The sequence below is a fragment of the Pseudomonas hydrolytica genome, from assembly GCF_021495345.1.
GTDB lineage: Bacteria > Pseudomonadota > Gammaproteobacteria > Pseudomonadales > Pseudomonadaceae > Aquipseudomonas > Aquipseudomonas hydrolytica.
In genome coordinates this window covers 1,304,606-1,323,040 of the sequence record NZ_CP099397.1, presented here as the reverse complement: position 1 = coordinate 1,323,040, position 18,435 = coordinate 1,304,606, and the positions used below count along the sequence as shown (strand labels likewise).

Sequence of the window (18,435 nt, the reverse complement as noted above, 5' to 3'; positions counted from 1 at the left end):
GCTGATTTTCGAAGATCGATGGTTGTTTTCGAGCCCTCGCCTACTCCACTCCGTCCATGATCAGCCAAGCTTTGCGATAAACCTGTCCATCAGCGCCCAGTGCAGCACTCCACCCCTGTTCCGGCAAGGCCTCAAGGCGTTGCCGGATCAAAGGCAAGGAGTCACCTGGTTTCAATTGCATCGCCCGAGCCAAAGCTGGTGCGGCTCGGCGAGGTACACCTAGAAGGCGCAGCGAAACTGCTTCATCTGTCGATACACCGTAATACACCTGCGAGGGTAGATTGGCTAATAGGCTACGCTCGCCGTCTTCAAGCTCTGATCCTGTAATAGCAAGCAGTGCATTCAACCCCCAAGAAGAGGTATGAGCCAGCTTACCGAAGAGGTTCTGACCGCACTTGGTCAAGGCAGTAACTGTATCCGTGCCTTCCTGGCTGAAGTGCCGCTCGGCAATGGTGACCAGCTCTTCACCATTCACCCAGTCCTTCAAAATGAGCGCAAGTTTGTCGCCATCTGGCGTTTTTCCACCTAAAACTGCCTTCAGGTTATCGCGCAACTCCGGCACACGGAGCAGCACCCCCATCATGGTCTGCAGAGTGCCGTCACCAGCCTTGAACAGCCTGTCCCGATCCCATGAATCTGGCCCGATGTTACCGCGATGGGTCATGACCGTTTTGATGCTCTGCAGCGAGAAGCCCGTACTGTCTACCAGCCCTAGCGGTTGTGCAGGGCTAGCCATGTAAGAAACGTAACTGCGGATACCTGTAAGCAAACTGCGAGCAAGCTGACTGTTTGACGTGCGAAGCCGTTCAAAGCCGAAGGTGCCACGCAAGACCTGCTCGATCTGATCGGCAAAGTTGGACGGCTGCCCCATCTGGCGGTAGGTATGGGCTAGATACTGCAGAAAGCTAGACCACTCGGGATGGTGGTAAACAATCAATCCAAGGTCAGTCAGTTCACCGGCTGCAGCTTGAGCCAACTGAATCAGTGCGGAGTTCAGATCTCCGGTGTTGCGGTTGATGAAGTCACGACGTTTTTCCACGTCAGCTGCGTCTTTGGCCACCAGCGCGACCACACCCAACTGCCCTTGAGAAACACGCCCCGCCCGACCAGCAATATTCCAGAAGTCCTCCGGCGGCATGGGAACAGAGCTCTTTCCTTGCGGGTAATGAGTAGACGCCATCACCACACCGCTCACAGGAAAGTTCACCCCCTGGGCAAGGGTAGTAGTGGCTGCCAGGACATCCAGATGACCTTTCTCGAACAGCCACTCCATCAGCATCCGGACTTCTTCCGGCAGCCCGCCATGGTGCACCCCCACACGATGGGACAACAAATCCACCAACGGGAACTGCTCGCCCATCTCTGCCGCCACATAGTCCTGCACAAACCGCAAATCAGCCGACAGTTCTATGCTTCGTCCAGACTTCAGCTTATGTGCCAATCTCCAGACATTATCCGGAGTGTTGTGCATGGCAATAACCGGCCCACGGGCAGCCAGCTTGCGCGCAGCGATCGCAGCTAGCGTACCCACAGCCTTGACCTCCGTCAGCGAGGTAGCCAGGCTCTGTTCTCTGCCCAGAGGGAACACGTCATCCAGGATAATACTGGGTCGAGAAGTGTGAACTGTCTCGAAGTTCACCTGATAATCGCGACTTCGCCCCTTCTTGGCACCCGCATCTACCGCGCTGACAATACCGATAGCCCTGTCATTCGGCTGCCAGTCCACCCCAAGGCTTATGTCTTCAGAGTTCAGACCACCCAACCAGCGCGCAACTTCCCGGGCGTTCTGGATGAAAGGCGTCAACAGTAGGAACTGCGCCTCGCGGCACTCACGGTTAATAGTTGCTAGCAGCAACTCAAGCCGCAGTCCGCGCTCACTGTCCTGAATCGTGTGAGCTTCATCCACCACAACTAGTGTGAGCGGACGACCAATTTTTTCCTCCCACCCCTGGCGTAGCATCAAATCGAACTTTTCGGGCGTGGCTACAAGAACACGAAACTGAGCATCACTCTGTTGCTCGGCCAACACCCCCGCCTCGATGCCGTTGACCTCCATAGCTGGACTGACCCGCTCCACTACCACGCCTAGCGGCTGGAAATCGCGCCGTAGCTGTCGCGTAACCTGATTCACCAGTGCCCGACTGGGTGCAAGATAAGCAACCCACCCCTTGCGGTCATCAAACTGATTCAGCGCCTGCAGCATGCGAAACTGGGCAATCAGCGTCTTACCACTGGAAGTCGGCAGACTAACCACCACGGCACGGCGGCTAGATCCCAGCAAGCCCCGCTCAGCAAGCGTGCGGCGCTGAGGTGGCAGCACATCGAACAGGGCACGATCACCACGGCCACGACTGACCAACTCGCGCACAAATTTCGTCACCCTTGAGTTCACCGCACGAGTGACCGTCCACAGCGAATTCGCCTCCATCTGAGCGGCTGCCCTTGCCAACAGACGCGTTAGCGGCCCCAGCTCAAGCAACTGAGCGGTATCACAGGCCGCAATGGCACGGTCAAAGTGCGAGTCCAGCATCGGCTGAATCTGAAAACTATCCTCCACCACGCCATCGGTGATGAAGTGGGCTAGCACGTCAGCTGCTTTGGCCAAATGGTAGATGGCGATAAGCTCTAGCGCCGAGCGCTTTGCTTGCAGCGGATCGAAAGACCCCAGGTACTCTCGCTCAAACTCCTGCTGGCTGGTGCGCAGAGCAGCCACCCGCTCAAGTACGGTGTCACGGTCGTTCCAGCCTTGCTTGCGAACCAGGCGCAACCATACATCGGTAAGAGTGGCACGACAGCGCTCCCCCCAATCTGACGAGTTCAGGGGTAGCACGGGCCAAGCTTTTTTATCATCAAGCGCACGGAGCCAGCGCGCAGCATCTGCTCCCCGGTCACCAATCACCGCCAATATGGATGCCCGCAGCATGTGCGTAGCCGCTGCCATCGGAGTTTCAGGTAAGGGCAGTACCCGCAAAAGTCGGAAAGCATCTGCTGCTGCACTGTGCAGTACCGCCTGGCGATCCTTCTCATCCCCAAAGCGGTCCAGTTCCATATCCAGCACGGCCAGTTCCAGCGCAGCCACTACCTCATGAATGGTCTGAGCATCTAAATCAGGCTCTTGCGGCGTCATTTCACGGTAGAACTGCACCCGGTCAGCATCACGCAGCGCTTGTGCACGCCGTTCTGCAATCGCTTCCAGCAGCCAGTGATTCATGTTCCACATCCCTGCGTAATAACAGCAGGCAGTTGTTCAATCGGCCAAGGCAGATACAAGGCAAGTAGGTGGCAACGTGTCGGGGCATGCACGCTCTTTACAAGAGCCTTGCCGCGATTTTTCAAATCCATCTCGCTGGCTGCCTGATCGCGTATTAAAACGCCAAATAGCGCTAGATCACGATTTCCAGACTCGAAATATCGCCTGCAAGCGGAATCAAAGGCTGCCTGATATTCAGTATTCTTGACTCTAGGCAGTAACCATTTGAGCAACTGGCACAAGGTGCCGAGGTTTCCAGCAAGCGTCTCTAGCTGATGGATCATGCCACTACGCCCAGTCATAACCTGAGGCGGCCATTTATCCTCGGATGAGCATTTGACTTCACCCAATGCCAGACGATGTGATTCACCATCGCGCTGGAAGCCAACAATGTCAGCACCTGGCAAAGATGCAAAAGGATTACGCTTGTCGCGCTCATTGTTCCAGGGCAACACCACGTCATGCTGCTCCTGCAGCACTACCTCTGCCAGTGCCTCACCCGCAGCCCAATCGCGAGTTTCTGGCAGCTCTGCGTCGAGCACAGCCTGCAAGGCATCCTGCCCCATACCAGTTAGGCTAAGACCTCGAAGATGCTGGCTCAATGCAATGCTGCCTTCACTATCGTTCAGGCGTGCAGACACGGGACCTTGCAGAAAGCCATTGAACAAATCTCCAGCCTGCGCACAGTTACCTTGCCAGGAGACGCAGCCATCTGCCGACTGATATAGGGTTTGCCAAATCATGCGCGGCTCTCATCCATGTCTAAAAAACGATGCAACAGGCACTGCCTGAGAGTTCTGAGGGAGTCCGCTATCTGCATTTGGGCGACGATCCTTGACACCTGGATTATCGTGTTAGCGCTGTGCGGGCCGCAAATCGTGGCTCACAGCATGCAGCTACCAAGACAAACTAACCGCATGCCATGACCCAAGTAGAAACGGGCGCCAGATAAGCATCAAGGCTTGATCAAGCTGGCAGGCTATTCGCCTTTGCTAACCCGCTCTATTTCACGAAGAGCTATTTCGTCCAGCTCCTCAATAGGAACACCGGAATAGCCTGCTTTTTCAGCTGCTTCGTGATCGAAATCGAGGGTATTTTCCTCTTCATCGTCTTCAAAACGGTCGCTCATTTCTTGCATCCTTCTTAGCAGCAGCTCTGAGGCTGCGGAGCGACAGTTTCGTAATCTGAGCAAGTAAAAGCAATTGTCAATCAACGATGACCTTTCCTGCCGCGTTGAATCCATTTTTTTTCAGTCACACATCACCGCAATGACATCCCCACCATGGAGTCTTCAACCATGTCATTGCACTGCCCGAGCTGCGGCTCTCCTCAGGTCTCCACGCACCTCTCCGCCATGCGGATTGCTGCCTTCATCGGCATGCTGGGCGGTGCGCTGCGTGGTGCCGGTACCATCCTGCTCACTGGTCCGGCCATTGCCAGCAGCGGCCTAGCCAAACCTCCCAACGTCAACCTCAATGCCCTGTCATCGGCCATTCTCAACGGACTGGTTGGTGCTGCTGGTGGTTGTGCGATGGGCGCTCAGCTTGGTGAAAAACTTGACCGTCATGTGCTGGCCCACAACCACTGTCTGAGCTGCGGTCACCGCTTCAATCAAACGGTCTGATCCGGCCGCCCTTCTCTTTCATTCATCCCTAAATGCCGGTGCTGCGCCATGCGCAGCGCTTTATGCCGGCTATTGCTCAAAGGAAATTCATCATGGCTCATCAAGTCGAACAAATGGCTTACGTCGGCACCACTCCCTGGCACGGCCTGGGCAACAACCTGCCTCGCAAGCAACCTATCGAGGTCTGGCAACGTCAAGCTGGTATGGACTGGCAAATCCAGGAGTCGCCGGTACATTTCAAATCGGATGCTGTCGGTCATCTGGGCACGATCCATTCCTTTCCTGAACAGAAGGTGCTCTACCGCTCCGATACCAAGGCTCCGTTATCGGTAGTCTCCAACCGCTATCACACCGTGCAACCGCGCGAGGTGCTGGAGTTCTATCGCGATCTGACCGAAGTGTCCGGCTATGAGCTGGAAACTGCGGGCGTGCTCAAGGGAGGTCGCAAGTTCTGGGCGCTGGCGCGTACCGGACAAGGCACGTCGATCAAGGGCAACGATCAGGTCAACGGCTACCTGCTGCTGGCGACTTCCTGTGACGGCACCCTGGCCACCACGGCGACACCGACCACCGTTCGCGTGGTGTGCAACAACACCCTGACGGTCGCCCTGGATGGCACCAGCCGTGCGATCAAGGTGCCGCACAACACCCGCTTCGATCCGAAGGCGGTGAAGAAGCAACTTGGCATCGCCGTCTCGCAATGGGACGACTTCATGTACCGCATGCGCGCGCTGGCTGAGCGCAAGGTGCAGTGGCATGAGGCACTGGGCTACAGCAAGCGCACGAAGCACAAGGTACGTCGCATCAACGCCGTACTGCAGCATCCCAATCCGGATTTGCCCTGGATGCTGGCTAACATTGATCGCGAGGTGATTGGTACAGACGAAGTGCAGATCCTCGAATGCAAGACAGCCGGCATAAACGGGGCACGCCTCTGGAAAGAAGGCGTCCCCGAATATGTGCAGTTGCAGGTGATGCACCAGCTCGCCGTAACCGGCAAGCAGGCGGCTGATGTGGCGGTGTTGCTCGGTGGTCAGACGCTGGAGATCCATCGCATCGAGCGGGATGAGCAGATGATCGCTCGCCTGATCGAACTGGAGCGCCGCTTCTGGCAGTACGTTGAAACGGATACACCACCACCTGCCGATGGCAGTGCATCGGCCGAGCTGGCGCTGCGTTGCCTGTATCCGCAGGACAATGGCCAGGTGGTCGACTTCAGCAGCAATGCCGGTCTGGCGGCTGCCTTCCTGGAGCTGAAGGCTGTGCGTCAATCGATCTCCGAGAAAGAAAAGCGCGAGGCCGAGCTCAAGCAAATGCTGCAGCAAGCCATGGGTGAATCGACCCGTGCTGAGTTCTCCAGCGGCTACGTGAGCTGGCGCAAAGCCAAAGACAGCACCGTGCTCGATGTCGAGCGCCTGCTCCAGGAAAAGCCTTACCTGCAGGCCCGTTATCCGAAGCTCAAGGAAGGTAGTCGGCGCTTTCTGATCGGCTGATCGCCCTCTTCTACTCCATCCCTCCCCTTGGCCAGTCCATGCAGTTCGCGCTGCTGGCTGGCCTTTTTTGCTTACAAGGAGCGCCATCATGCTCAAAGGCCTGGCAATTACCCCGCCCGTACTCGGGCGCATCTCGATCGGCAAGGTCGTCGAGAAGAACGGCAAGCGCCTGCCGGAGAAAGACGATCAATTCACCATCACCTCCCAGGTGCAGGGCAAAGACGGCTGGTTGCTGCATCCACTCAATGATGAGTTACGTCAGGGCAAGGACGACAAGCTGCGCAGCATCCCGGTGCGCTTGCTGTTCAACGAACCTGAGCTGAACTTCCGCGCTGATTACACCCTGTTTGATCGGCAGAACGGTCGACCGATGTGTGTCGGCAACGGTGAAACCTGCAAGCGTATCGGTAAGGATGGCGTCCAATCGCTGCCCTGCCCGTCACCCGATGCCTGCCCTCTAGCCAAGGGCAACGCCTGCAAGCCCTACGGGCGGATGAACGTGGTGATTGGCGATGAGGACGCCCTGGGCAGCTTCGTGTTTCGCACCACGGGCTTCAATAGCATCCGCACGCTGATAGCCCGGCTGCAATACTTCCGGGCCATATCCGGTGATCGCCTGGCCTGCCTGCCGCTGGAACTGCGTCTGCGTGGCAAATCCACGCGGCAGAGCTATGGCACACCGATCTTCTACGTCGATCTGACGCTACGTAGCGGCATGACCGTGGAGCAAGCGTTGCTCACTGCACGGGAGCTGGATGAGGCGCGTCTGGCGGCTGGCTTTGATCAGGCAGCGTTGGATGCCACCGCGCGACTCGGCCTGAGCAACGGCATCTTCGAAGACGACGGTGAGGACAGCAGCGCCATTGCTGAAGAGTTCTTTCCGGACGGCCAGCCTGCCGCATCGAAGCCCGACAGCACCGTTCACACCCAGTCACTCGCCGAGAAACTCGAAGCCCAATCCCAACAGCTCGAACCGTCAGCCTAACCATAGGCGGGCCGAATCGGCTCGCCATCCGGAGACACACCATGAAATTTCACAAACTCAGGGCCGGTGAAGTCGCCGGCAATTACCTGGTGGACTCGCCTGTCAGCGAAACCGACATCCTGCGCATGGCCCAGCAGTTGGCCACTCAGCGACTTAGTAAGGGACGCGCGCTGACTGATCCACACAAAGTCAGAGAACACCTGCAGGTGCTGCTGCAGGATCTACCACACGAAATCTTCGCGGTGCTGCTGCTCGACAGCAAACACCGGGTGATCAGTTTCGAGGAGTTGTTTCGCGGCACCCTCGATGCGGCCAGCGTGTATCCGCGCGAAGTGGTCAAGACAGTGCTCGCTCACAACGCCGCTGCCGTGATCCTGGTGCACAACCACCCTTCGGGCGATCCCTCGCCCAGCCAGGCAGATATACGCCTGACGCAGACACTCAAAAACGCCTTGGTCATGGTTGGCACCACCACGCTGGACCACTTCATCGTGGGGTCAGAAGGCATCGTGTCGCTGGCTGAACAGGGCTTGCTTTAACAGATGGCAGGCGCCGTTGGGCGAGACGCTACAGATCAGCGTCCAGCAGTAAGTCAGATGGTTTACATCCAAGCGCAGAAGCGATTCGCGCAATGTTCAGAAAGGTCACATTGCGTTCCCCACGCTCAATTTTCCCCATATGGGAGCGGTCAATCCCAGCCGCATCAGCAAGTGCTTCCTGGGAGAGAGCCTGCTGCGCTCTGCGGGCACGAACAGCCTTTCCCAGACGCATCAGGCTTTGGTCTTGATCTTGAGTCGCGGAGATTCTTGGCATGACGCGAATCGTTTCGTTATGCTGCCAAAACGACCACGGTATTTACGACCCATTTCTTTGATCACACAGGGAGTACTGAAATGATGAAGCTAACTTTTCATGACCTAGCCACCGCCAAACTTCCTCAACTCATCAGCAGCAAGGAGTCTTTCGAGGTCGTAGGCCTCGGCGGCAAGTTGCTCGAAGCTGTTCGCCTGGTCGAAAGCAAGATTGAGGTCACTGGACTGACTTGCCGCGTTTACACAGCCGGACGAATTGGCCTGGCAGCAGGCAGCTTCGCAGGAGGTATCACAGGCGCATTGGGGTTGCTCACGGCCACCGGCATTGCCATGCACAACCTGCTGACACTCAGTCCTGACTACGTGATCGAGAAGTATCCGACCTACAACCGGATCGTCGTTCGCTACAAGAAAAAGAAGAAGTAACCCTCCCCGACCTAACTCTTCAGCAATCACCTACGCCACATGGCCTCCATGCAGCTTCTACCTGCATGGGCCAAATAAATGAAAAGGAGTCCTCATGACCATATTCAGGAAGTCGCTCGTAGCTCTGGGGCTGATCAGCAGCCTCCCTGCCTTCGCAGAACAAGCGGAATTCTTCGATTACACGCCCGCCATGAACGTTATGTCCTGTGACACCAAGATGGAGATCCCTACTCTGGGTCTGAGAAGGGCCGATGGCTCATTGCCGACCCGAACCGTCTACGACTGTCGGCCGGCGGGCAAGAACACACCCAGCCAAAAGCAGATGGCATTCATCAACCGGGAAACGGGGGAGCGCTTTGTAAAACACACCGCAGGGACTTTAACCCTGCAGTGTGGAGAACACGGATGCGCCCTTCAAAATGAGGTCGACGGATACACTCCCGGTGCGCTGCTTGGACAGGGACGCCAGGGGAATTACCTCATCGAAAATGGCTGGTATCTGGACTATGACGCTCAAGGCAATACCGTGGCCTATCGCAACGATGTCGGCCCCAAGAAAAATCAAGCCCCGTTCGGTAGCTCGAAGCCACGCCCGAAGAACTATGGAAAGGAAGCCTGCTATGAAGATGCGCTAGATGAGCTCGAACGCAGATTCGGCGTGCCGAACGAAGACTACTATCTAGAGCTTCAGATTCGCGAAGAATGCGGCCTGCCGCTTCAGTAAGCGAACGCTAGCATCAGCTTAGATCTCGCACCAACCGGTGCGGGATCACTTTATTTTTTGCGATTACAGTATCGAAGCCATCACTCTTCAAATGGCTGCTTTCGACAGACTCTGTTGAGAAATGGGCCGGGTAACTAGGCCTTACGCGCCATCCGTTACCAACCCATTGAGCCATTGCCACTTCGCCGGTTCGTAATAATTCCGCACCAGCGCCGCGATATACTCGCTCTCAGTCTTTCAGCTCAGCCTCCTCCTCACGCCGATAGGCCCAACGATAGAGCGCTGGCAACACCAGCAGCGTAAGTGCGGTAGAGGACAGAATCCCACCGATCACCACAGTCGCCAGAGGGCGCTGTACTTCAGCCCCAGTCCCAGTCGCCAGAGCCATGGGCACGAAGCCAAGCGATGCAACGAGAGCAGTCATCAATACCGGGCGCAGACGTTGCAGGGCACCTTCGGTGACGGCCTGCTGCAACCCCATTCCCTCCTCGCGCAGATTACGAATGAAGGAAATCATCACCAGACCATTGAGAACCGCCACCCCGGAAAGAGCAATAAAGCCCACCCCGGCGGAGATCGAAAGCGGTATGTCACGCAACCACAGCGCCATCACGCCACCGGTCAACGCAAAAGGAATACCGGTAAACACCAGCAAGCCATCACGCACGTTGTTGAACATCATGAACAGCAGCATGAAGACCAGCAGCAGGGCGACCGGCACCACCACTTGCAGGCGTTTGGCTGCCGATTGCAGCTGCTCGAACTGTCCGCCCCAGGTCGTCCAATAACCGGCTGGCAGCTTCACATCGCTGCGAATCCTCTCTTCGGCTTCTTGCACAAAGGATCCGATGTCACGCCCTCGCACGTTGGCACTCACCACAACCAGGCGCTTGCCATTCTCGCGGCTGACCTGGTTTGGCCCTGGCGCCAGTTGCAGACTGGCCACTTCGGAGAGCGCGATAAAGCCGACGCTGGTGGCTGCCCCCGTTGCTGGAACGGGTATCAGCAGTCGCGAAAGCCCCTCGATATCGGTACGCAGGTTCTCCGGTAGACGTACTACCAGATCGAAACGGCGATCCCCCTCGAACAGCGTTCCCGCCCGGCGCCCACCAACAGCCACGGCGACAGTTTCCTGAATGTCACCGACATTCAGACCATAGCGAGCCGCCTTGTCTCGGTCGATGGCCACGGTCAGCACCGGAAGACCCGTTGTCTGCTCGGCCTTCACCTCGGACGCCCCATCAATACCGCCTAGGGTTTCGGCCACTTCGGCTGCCGTGCTATTGAGAACGTCCATATCGTCGCCGAATATCTTCACCGCGACATCGCTGCGCACACCCGATATCAATTCGTTGAAACGCAACTGAATAGGCTGCGACAGCTCGTAGTTACTGCCCGGAACCAACTCGGCAGCGGCCTGCAGCTCGGCGATCAGAGCATCACGCGACTTTTTCGGATCGGGCCATTGATCGCGCGGTTTGAGCATCACGTAGCTGTCAGAAATGTTCGGCGGCATCGGGTCGGAGGCGATTTCCGCCGTACCGGTACGCGCGAATACTCGCTCCACTTCCGGCACCTTGGCCAGAATGGTCTCCTCCAGGCGCATCTGCATCTCCACCGACTGCGTCAGGCTGGTACCCGGTACACGCAGCGCCTGCAGCGCGAAGTCCCCCTCACTGAGGCTAGGCACGAACTCGCTGCCCATACGTGATGCCAGCAGACCGGAGAACAGAACCAGCGCCACGGCCGCACTGAAGGCCAACGTACGCCGTCGCATGACCCAGGCCAGCACTGGCTCGTAGGTGCGCCGGGCAACACGCATCAGCGCGTTTTCCTCTTCTTTCACCTTACCAGTGACGAATAGCGCGATAGCCGCCGGGACGAAGGTCACCGAAAGGATCATGGCCCCGAACAGGGCGGTCACCACGGTGAAGGCCATTGGGTGGAACATTTTGCCCTCGACCCCGGTCAGGGCGAAGATCGGCAGGTACACCACCATGATGATCAACTGACCGAAAATCAGCGCACGACGCGCTTCCTTGGATGCCGCGAAGACCTCATGCAGACGCTCACTACGGGTCAGCTCGCGGCCAAGCTTGTGCTGCGCATGAGCCAGACGGCGAATAGCGTTCTCGACGATGACCACGGCACCATCGACGATGATGCCGAAGTCGAGTGCCCCCAGACTCATCAAGTTGGCGCTGACCTTGTTGCTGAACATGCCGGTGAAGGTGAACAGCATCGACAGCGGAATGACCATGGCTGTGATCAGCGCCGCACGGATGTTACCGAGGAACAGGAAGAGGATGACGATGACCAGGATAGCCCCTTCGATCAGGTTCTTCTTGACCGTGGCGATGGCCTTGTCCACCAGATTGGTGCGGTCATAGACGGTCACCGCAACCACCCCTTCAGGCAGCGAACGGTTGATCTCCTCCAGACGTGCGGCCACGGCCTGCGACACACTGCGGCTGTTCTCGCCGATCAGCATAAACACTGTTCCCAGCACGACCTCGCGACCATTCTCGGTCGCAGCACCAGAACGTAGTTCACGGCCCAACATCACCTGCGCCACATGACTAACCCGAATGGGCGTGCCGTCCACATTGGCCACGACGATATTGGCGATATCGTCCAGCGTGCTCAGTTGCCCAGGTGCCCGAATCAGTAGTTGCTCGCCATTGCGCTCGATATAGCCAGCACCGACGTTGGCATTGTTGCGCTCCAGCGCCAGCAGCAGGTCACCCAGCGTCAGCTTGTAGGCCGCCAAGCGCTTGGGATCTGGAGCGACCTGGAACTCCTTGGCGAAGCCACCAATGGTGTTGATTTCGGCAACGCCAGGCACCGTGCGCAACTGCGGTTTGATGATCCAGTCCTGGATCACCCGCAGATCGGTTGGTGTGTAAGGCGTACCGTCCTCCTTGAGTGCCCCCTCCTCGGCCTCGACCGTCCATAGAAAGATTTCACCTAGGCCGGTGGAAATCGGCCCCATGGAGGCCTCGACACCCTCGGGCAATTGCTCCTTGGCGCTTTGCAGTCGCTCGTTGACCAACTGGCGGGCGAAATACAGATCCGTGCCATCCTCAAAAATCACGGTAACCTGCGATAGCCCCGAGCGTGACAGCGAGCGGGTCTGTTTCAAATGCGGCAGGCCGGCCATGGCCGTTTCGATCGGGAAAGTGATGCGCTGCTCGGTTTCCAGCGGCGAAAAGCCCTCGGCAGCGGTACTGATCTGTACCTGGACGTTAGTGATGTCGGGAACGGCGTCGATCGGCAGCTTCTGATAGCTGGCCACGCCCACACCGGCCATCGCCAAAACGGCCAACAGCACCAGAAAACGCTGTTCTATGGCGAATTGAATGATGCGCTCAAACATGAAAAGTACTCGTCGGTGAGGATCAGTGCGCGTGTTCGGCGCTGCCTTTGCCCAGTTCGGACTTGAGGATGAAACTGCCTGTGGCAGCTACACGTTCGCCTGACTTCAGGCCTTCGCGTACCTCGACGAAGCCATCGCTGCGGGTGCCCAATGTCACCGGACGCACTTCGAAGCCTTCAGCGGTACGCACGAAGACACTGGTCTTGTCCTCGACATCCTGAATCGATGAAGCCGGCACCACGGCCCCGGCCTCATGGCTTTCAGTCGCCAAGGCAACCGAGACGAACAGGCCGGGACGCCAAATGCCGTCGGCGTTATCCAGGTCGATGCGGCCTGTCGCCGTCCGCGTCTGCTCACCCAGCAGGCGGCTGATGTAAGCCACCTTACCCGTAGCTTCGCGCCCCAACTCTGGCGCACTGACACGTACTGACTGCCCGACTTTCACCTGTTCCAGATCACGCGGGGAAACGCTGAAGGTGACCCAGACGCGACTCAGATCAGCCACCGTGAAGGCATTACTGGTCTCACTGACGACTTCGCCAGGTACCAGGTGCTTCTCCACCACCACACCGGAAAAAGGTGCACGCAGGTTGTAACGGCTGCCATCGCCAGCCTCGCCCTGAGGGCTGATCGTCTTGCCCTTCTGTCGGGCATTGGCCAGAGCGATCTCGGCCTCCTGCAGCGTTTGCCGGGCCTGGAGATAATCCTGCTCGGCCGAAATACCGTCCTTCCACAATTGGCGTTCACGCTCGAAGGTCGTGCGGGCCAGCTCAACGCGTCGAGCGGCAGCCGCCATTTCACTACGCAACTCGGAAACCTGCTGACTGACGATAGTCGCCAGGCCATCCCCAGCAGCCACCTTCTGCCCCAGCCCGACCAGCACGCGCTCGACAACGCCAGCGCTGGGCGGCACGACATGAGCCGTGCGCTCCTCGTCGAAATTCACCTCGCCAGGTAGAGAGATGTATGTGCTCATGGCGCGCGCTTGTACGTCGACGAGTTCAATGCCCGCAGCGGCTATTTGCGCCTCACTCAGCACCAGCCCCCCCTCTTCGGCATGCCCACCCGCGGACTCACCGTGATCATCGCCAGCCTCGCCATGATCATCATCGGCATGATCGTCCCCGGCCTCACTGACCTGCCCAGCCCTGACTGCAACAACGCTGTCGCTACTGGCAAGCATGTGCCCGATTTCTGCGGCAAAGCGCCCGCTGTTATAAAACAACGCACCACCGACGAACCCCAAGGTCAGGGCCGCCGCGATGGCAACACCAAGTTTCTTCTGCATGAACAACCCCAAAAGATGATCAGTAACCGGCATCGCGCCGATCGTCGTGACAGGAAATCAGTAGTTATCGGCTTGGGCAGATAGGTCGCCGTAGATGCGCTCAAGGCGAACCCAGGCATCGAGCGCTTCGCCGAGTGCCTGCAGGTAACGGGAGCGAACGTCAATCAATGTGCGCTGGGCATCGAGAACATCGATAAAGCCGAACTTGCCCATCTGAAATCCACGCGTCGTGCTTTCCAAAGCTGTGTCCGCGGACGCAAGCAGGCCCCCCTCGAAACCGCTAATCGCTCCCTGCGCCGTTCGCCATTGCTGATAGGCCTGCTGCACCTCACTGCGCAGGCGCAACTCGGCAGCATTTCGCAAGTCGCGCGCCTGATCAGCCCGCCGCGAGGCGGCCAGAACATTTCCCTGGTTGCGATCGAACAGAGGCAGAGGCATGGACAAACCAACAAGGTTGACGCGCTCACGATCCTCACTGCTGTATTGGCTGCCGAGGCTGACCGTCAGATCGGGAATCCGCCGGCTTTTCTCAACGGCGATTCCGGCCTCTTGCCGGTCGATCTCGACCCTGGCAAGACGCATCTGCGGAACTTTGTCCAGACGGCTCAGAAGTGCGACTTCAGAGGGTATTGCGGGCATATCGGTAACATCGCCACTGAGGCTAGGCTCACCACTGGCGGATGCCCCCCCAATCAAGGCCAGCAACTGATTCATGGCGTTGATGTACTGATCTCGAGCCCGCGCGGCCTCCAGTCGAACCTCTTCGTACTGCAGCCGGGCGCGCGATGCCTCCAGGGCAGAGGCCTTGCCAGCCTTGACGCGCGCATCAACGACCGCCACGCCGCGTTCGCTCAGGCGTTGTGACTGCTCAGCCAACTCTTGGCGCATCTTCGCCAACAAGGCTCCTTGAAAAGCCCCGACCACCTCGGCACGCAGCTCATTGCGCAGCTGCTCCTGACCGACCGCAGCACTGTCGATACCGCGTTCGGCCATTTCTATCCGGGCGCCGCGCTTGCCGCCCAGCTCGATAGGTTGGCTGATCTGTACCGTCGTGGTCCTCGTAGCACTGCGGGTGTCCTCAACCTCCCAAGACAGCTCCGGATTGGGAATCACACCGGCTTGGCGACGCTCACCTTCTGCGATGCCGACATTACGATCACCTGCCATCAGCGACGGGTTGGTCTGCAGTGCCTGCCCCCATGCGTCGCCCAGGGTGATCGGCGTTGATGCCACGGCATGATTCACTACAACTGAGCAGGCAACAGCCAGGCAAAGTGCCTCAGCAACTCTCGAATAACGCCTCGACAAGGGCCTTTCCTCCACACCTGTATAAATTCGGAGACATGTATGAAATCTCCGAGACCTTCATTCGGTGCAGAATTTAGGGAGCCTCACCTATCGTCGAGGTGACTGCAAAATTACAAATACGTAATGCCCAACCACGCCATATAACTCTGTATTAACATGCCGCGAATGCAACAATCATTCGAGTCATAAAGTTACAACTGGACATATAAAAAGCATCATAAAAGCAAGCAGCGGCGTACACGGACGGGGCTGTACCCTCTAAATCAGGTGGCTCCCGCTTGACCCTGTAGTAACTACAGGGATCATCATCCGCCACGCAAATGCCGATCGCTACCAAGTCCAACAATCATCGCGACTCGATAAAAATTTCTCTCCCCCACCAAGGTCAACTACTACATGCGAATCCTGATTGTTGAGGACGAGCTTAAAACTGCCGAATATCTCCACCAGGGACTTACCGAGAGCGGCTATGTCGTCGATATTGCCACCAATGGTGTCGACGGCTTGCACATGGCGGCCCAAGCGTCCTACGAATTGATCATCCTTGATGTCGACTTACCAGAGATCGATGGCTGGGGCGTACTGGCCAGCATTCGCCGTAATAGTCGCACCCCTGTGATGATGCTGACGGCACGCGGGCGCCTGGCCGACAAGCTCAAAGGTTTCGACTCCGGTGCCGACGACTATCTGGTGAAGCCATTCGAGTTCCCCGAGCTTCTGGCCAGAGTTCGCTCGCTGCTACGAAGAGGTGAACAGGTCAGCGCGCCAGACGTGCTCAAGGTCGACGACCTTGAGCTGGATCCAGCCCGCCACCGCGCCTATCGCAATGGTCAACGAATCGATCTGACCACCAAGGAGTTCGCTCTGCTGCACCTGCTGATGCGACGCAGCGGCGAAGTACTCTCGCGCACCCAGATCATCTCGCTGGTCTGGGACATGAACTTCGACTGTGATACCAACGTCGTCGAAGTTTCCATCCGGCGCTTGCGCGCCAAGATCGACGACCCTTTCGAGAACAAACTGATCCACACCTTGCGCGGCGTCGGCTATGTACTGGAGGCTCGTCAATGAGGCCTGCCAGACTCTCAAGCCAACTCAGCCTGTCGGTCGCAATACTGGGCCTGATACTGGTTGCACTGCTGAGTGCGCTGGCTTATTTCTCGTTAAGCCGGCAGCTCAACTACATTGCAGAGCAAAGCCTCGAGGACAAGCTTCAGCAAATCCGCCATGGCATGAGAGAAATCAACACTCGCCCGGAAGTCGGTGACCAGGCCCACAACATCAGAGATTTGATCAAAGGCCACGACAGCCTCTCGCTCGCTCTTTATGACGACAGCTCGTCTCCCAAGGAAATCATGAGCGTGGGCCAGACACAGGAGGCCCTACCTTCCTTTATAGAAAACGCCAGCGAGACCATCGCCTTCGAACATTGGCGAGATGCGCAGGACAAGCAGCTCTTGACCGCCTCGCAGCTTATTCTGCGTAAGGACGGATCACGAATACGCGCCGTCCTTACACTGGAGCGCTCCGCTGACCAAGCACTGCTACACGCCTATGTCGAATCCACCTTGATTGCCCTGCCCTTCGTACTGGCTCTGATCGCGGCCGGAGCCTGGTGGATCGCTCATCGCGGCCTGAGCTCCCTGAATCAGTTCCGCAAGGTTGCAGAACTCGTCTCGACCCAGGATCTGAGCCATCGCCTGCCACTGGATAACCTACCGCAGGAGCTTCGCGAATTGGCTAACAGCATCAACTTCATGCTTCATCGCCTGGACGGTGGCGTACAACAGCTTTCGCAATTCTCTGACGACCTGGCACATGAATTACGCTCCCCCATCACCAATCTGATCGGCAAAGCGCAGGTGACGCTCTCACGGGAACGCCCGCCAGAAGAATACAAACTGGTGCTGGAGAACTGCACTGAGGAGCTCGGCCGGGTCACGCGGATCGTATCGGACATGCTGTTTCTCGCCCACGTCAGCCATCCGGCAGCACTTATCCCCTTCGAGGCAATTGCACTGCACGAAGAGGCAGAGAAAGTAGTGGAGCTTTTCAGCCTCACGGCCGAAGAAAAGGACATCAAACTCAACGTATCAGGGTACGCAACAATTAATGGCGATCGTTTGATGGTACAGAGAGCTATCTCTAACCTGCTATCCAACGCCATCCGCCATAGCCCGGAAGGCTCGAAAATCGATATTGACCTCATCACTAACGCGACGAACGCCACCCTGGCAGTGAGCAACCCAGGTGCAGGCATTCCTCCCGAGCACCTACCCAAACTGTTCGAGCGTTTCTATCGCGTGGATCGTGGGCGGTCACGTGCTGATGGCGGCACCGGGCTGGGCCTGGCCATCGTGCGTTCGATCATGAGCCTGCACCATGGCCACGTGGGCGTGAGCAGCATCGCAGATCAGACCACAGTTTTTACGCTGTACTTCCCTTTACCAAAGCCCTTGATCGAGCAGGCCCGCCAAAGCTCAACGGAAAAGACTGCTTAATCGAATTGCGCCAGGGATGGCGCCCCCTTTTTGCCCCATCTACGTCGAATACAAGCCCCTCACCAGACGACACATTTTCTCAGTTTCAGCCGCCCACTTCGTCCCCTACAGACATTCATCTCATGGTAGATGGTGTGGTTCTCCTTGCTCAGACGCCGACTCGCCATCTTTCACACCGAGGGCGACCGCTGCTGCCAGGCATAGAAACCGTTGCTTAATACCCACAGCAGCCGGCACATCAGTGCTACGGGATAGAGACCGACCAATGCCTCGACAGCGCTAAACTTGACTCCGTGGGCTGTGAGGAGATGGCGAGCGTCTTTAGAGCATCGCATTACTGTTGACCTGAGCCAGCCGCTGGCGCAGCTTCACACTTTCACAACTCACACTGCTGTTCGTTCTAGCACTTCCACTTGCCCAACAGACTTTCAGCGATACCAAGCGTCTCTCGAACATATGACGAAGCGTCGTGCCAGTAAGCACTGCTCTACCGTCTCTCTTTTGAATTATTCGGAAAACGTCGCCTGGTATGGATCATGGACACTTATTACGGCAGACACTATCCACTATCAATCAGTGCCCACTCAACTTGGGATAGAGCAAACTCAAGTGGATAGATATCGCGCCCACAAGACTAAGCAGTTCCAA

15 protein-coding genes are annotated in these 18,435 nt (G+C 57.5%); 8 read left to right on the top strand and 7 right to left on the bottom strand.

The annotated features are described in order from the left end of the window. Window positions 1-40 precede the first annotated feature (40 nt). From L1F06_RS06005 to L1F06_RS05995, 3 genes are all read right to left on the bottom strand, one after another. Window positions 41-3,211, bottom strand: a complete 3,171-nt coding sequence (locus tag L1F06_RS06005) for a DEAD/DEAH box helicase (protein WP_012017843.1) — start codon at window positions 3,209-3,211, stop codon at window positions 41-43. Beyond that, window positions 3,208-3,993: a hypothetical protein gene (locus L1F06_RS06000; RefSeq protein ID WP_012017842.1), complete on the bottom strand. Its 786-nt coding sequence runs from the start codon at window positions 3,991-3,993 to the stop codon at window positions 3,208-3,210. Before L1F06_RS06000 ends, L1F06_RS06005 begins: the two co-directional genes overlap by 4 nt. Before the next feature lie 236 nt (window positions 3,994-4,229). Then, entirely contained in the window at window positions 4,230-4,379 is a 150-nt protein-coding gene (locus L1F06_RS05995) for a hypothetical protein (protein ID WP_021488266.1), read from the bottom strand. Between the two features lie 168 nt (window positions 4,380-4,547). Between L1F06_RS05995 and L1F06_RS05990 the strand changes: the two genes are divergently transcribed. The 4 genes from L1F06_RS05990 (at window position 4,548) to radC (ending at window position 7,891) form a co-directional block, all read left to right on the top strand. Next, entirely contained in the window at window positions 4,548-4,874 is a 327-nt protein-coding gene (locus tag L1F06_RS05990) for a hypothetical protein (RefSeq protein ID WP_012017841.1), read from the top strand. Between the two features lie 92 nt (window positions 4,875-4,966). Beyond that, on the top strand, window positions 4,967-6,367 hold the full coding sequence (locus tag L1F06_RS05985) for a lambda-exonuclease family protein (RefSeq protein WP_129483453.1): 1,401 nt from the start codon (window positions 4,967-4,969) through the stop codon (window positions 6,365-6,367). A gap of 88 nt (window positions 6,368-6,455) precedes the next feature. Beyond that, window positions 6,456-7,352: a recombination directionality factor gene (locus L1F06_RS05980; protein WP_012017838.1), complete on the top strand. Its 897-nt coding sequence runs from the start codon at window positions 6,456-6,458 to the stop codon at window positions 7,350-7,352. A gap of 41 nt (window positions 7,353-7,393) precedes the next feature. Then, window positions 7,394-7,891: a RadC family protein gene (radC, locus tag L1F06_RS05975; RefSeq protein ID WP_003241511.1), complete on the top strand. Its 498-nt coding sequence runs from the start codon at window positions 7,394-7,396 to the stop codon at window positions 7,889-7,891. A 28-nt stretch (window positions 7,892-7,919) separates the two neighbouring features. On the opposite strand, the gene L1F06_RS05970 is transcribed toward radC, so the two are convergent. Beyond that, window positions 7,920-8,165, bottom strand: coding sequence for a helix-turn-helix domain-containing protein (locus L1F06_RS05970; protein ID WP_003241510.1), 246 nt, complete (start codon window positions 8,163-8,165; stop codon window positions 7,920-7,922). A gap of 80 nt (window positions 8,166-8,245) precedes the next feature. On the opposite strand from L1F06_RS05970, the gene L1F06_RS05965 reads away from it, so the two are divergent. Beyond that, window positions 8,246-8,590, top strand: a complete 345-nt coding sequence (locus L1F06_RS05965; protein WP_012017837.1) for a hypothetical protein — start codon at window positions 8,246-8,248, stop codon at window positions 8,588-8,590. Between the two features lie 94 nt (window positions 8,591-8,684). Next, window positions 8,685-9,314, top strand: a complete 630-nt coding sequence (locus tag L1F06_RS05960; RefSeq protein ID WP_003241504.1) for a hypothetical protein — start codon at window positions 8,685-8,687, stop codon at window positions 9,312-9,314. A 229-nt stretch (window positions 9,315-9,543) separates the two neighbouring features. Here L1F06_RS05960 and L1F06_RS05955 read toward each other — a convergent pair whose 3' ends face one another. From L1F06_RS05955 to L1F06_RS05945, 3 genes are read right to left on the bottom strand one after another with little or no spacing between them, the layout of a single operon-like run. Then, the gene (locus L1F06_RS05955) at window positions 9,544-12,690 is read right to left on the bottom strand and encodes a CusA/CzcA family heavy metal efflux RND transporter (protein WP_012017836.1); all 3,147 of its coding nucleotides are present in this window, start codon (window positions 12,688-12,690) and stop codon (window positions 9,544-9,546) included. 22 nt (window positions 12,691-12,712) lie between these two features. Next, window positions 12,713-13,978 (bottom strand): efflux RND transporter periplasmic adaptor subunit, encoded by a 1,266-nt coding sequence (locus L1F06_RS05950; RefSeq protein WP_012017835.1) that lies wholly within the window; start codon window positions 13,976-13,978, stop codon window positions 12,713-12,715. Between the two features lie 57 nt (window positions 13,979-14,035). Next, the gene (locus L1F06_RS05945) at window positions 14,036-15,286 is read right to left on the bottom strand and encodes a TolC family protein (protein WP_003464906.1); all 1,251 of its coding nucleotides are present in this window, start codon (window positions 15,284-15,286) and stop codon (window positions 14,036-14,038) included. 396 nt (window positions 15,287-15,682) lie between these two features. On the opposite strand from L1F06_RS05945, the gene L1F06_RS05940 reads away from it, so the two are divergent. Further along, entirely contained in the window at window positions 15,683-16,357 is a 675-nt protein-coding gene (locus L1F06_RS05940; RefSeq protein ID WP_003464910.1) for a heavy metal response regulator transcription factor, read from the top strand. Then, complete coding sequence (locus L1F06_RS05935) at window positions 16,354-17,787, top strand: heavy metal sensor histidine kinase (RefSeq protein ID WP_012017834.1); 1,434 nt, start codon at window positions 16,354-16,356, stop codon at window positions 17,785-17,787. Before L1F06_RS05940 ends, L1F06_RS05935 begins: the two co-directional genes overlap by 4 nt. The last annotated feature ends 648 nt before the right edge of the window (window positions 17,788-18,435 follow it).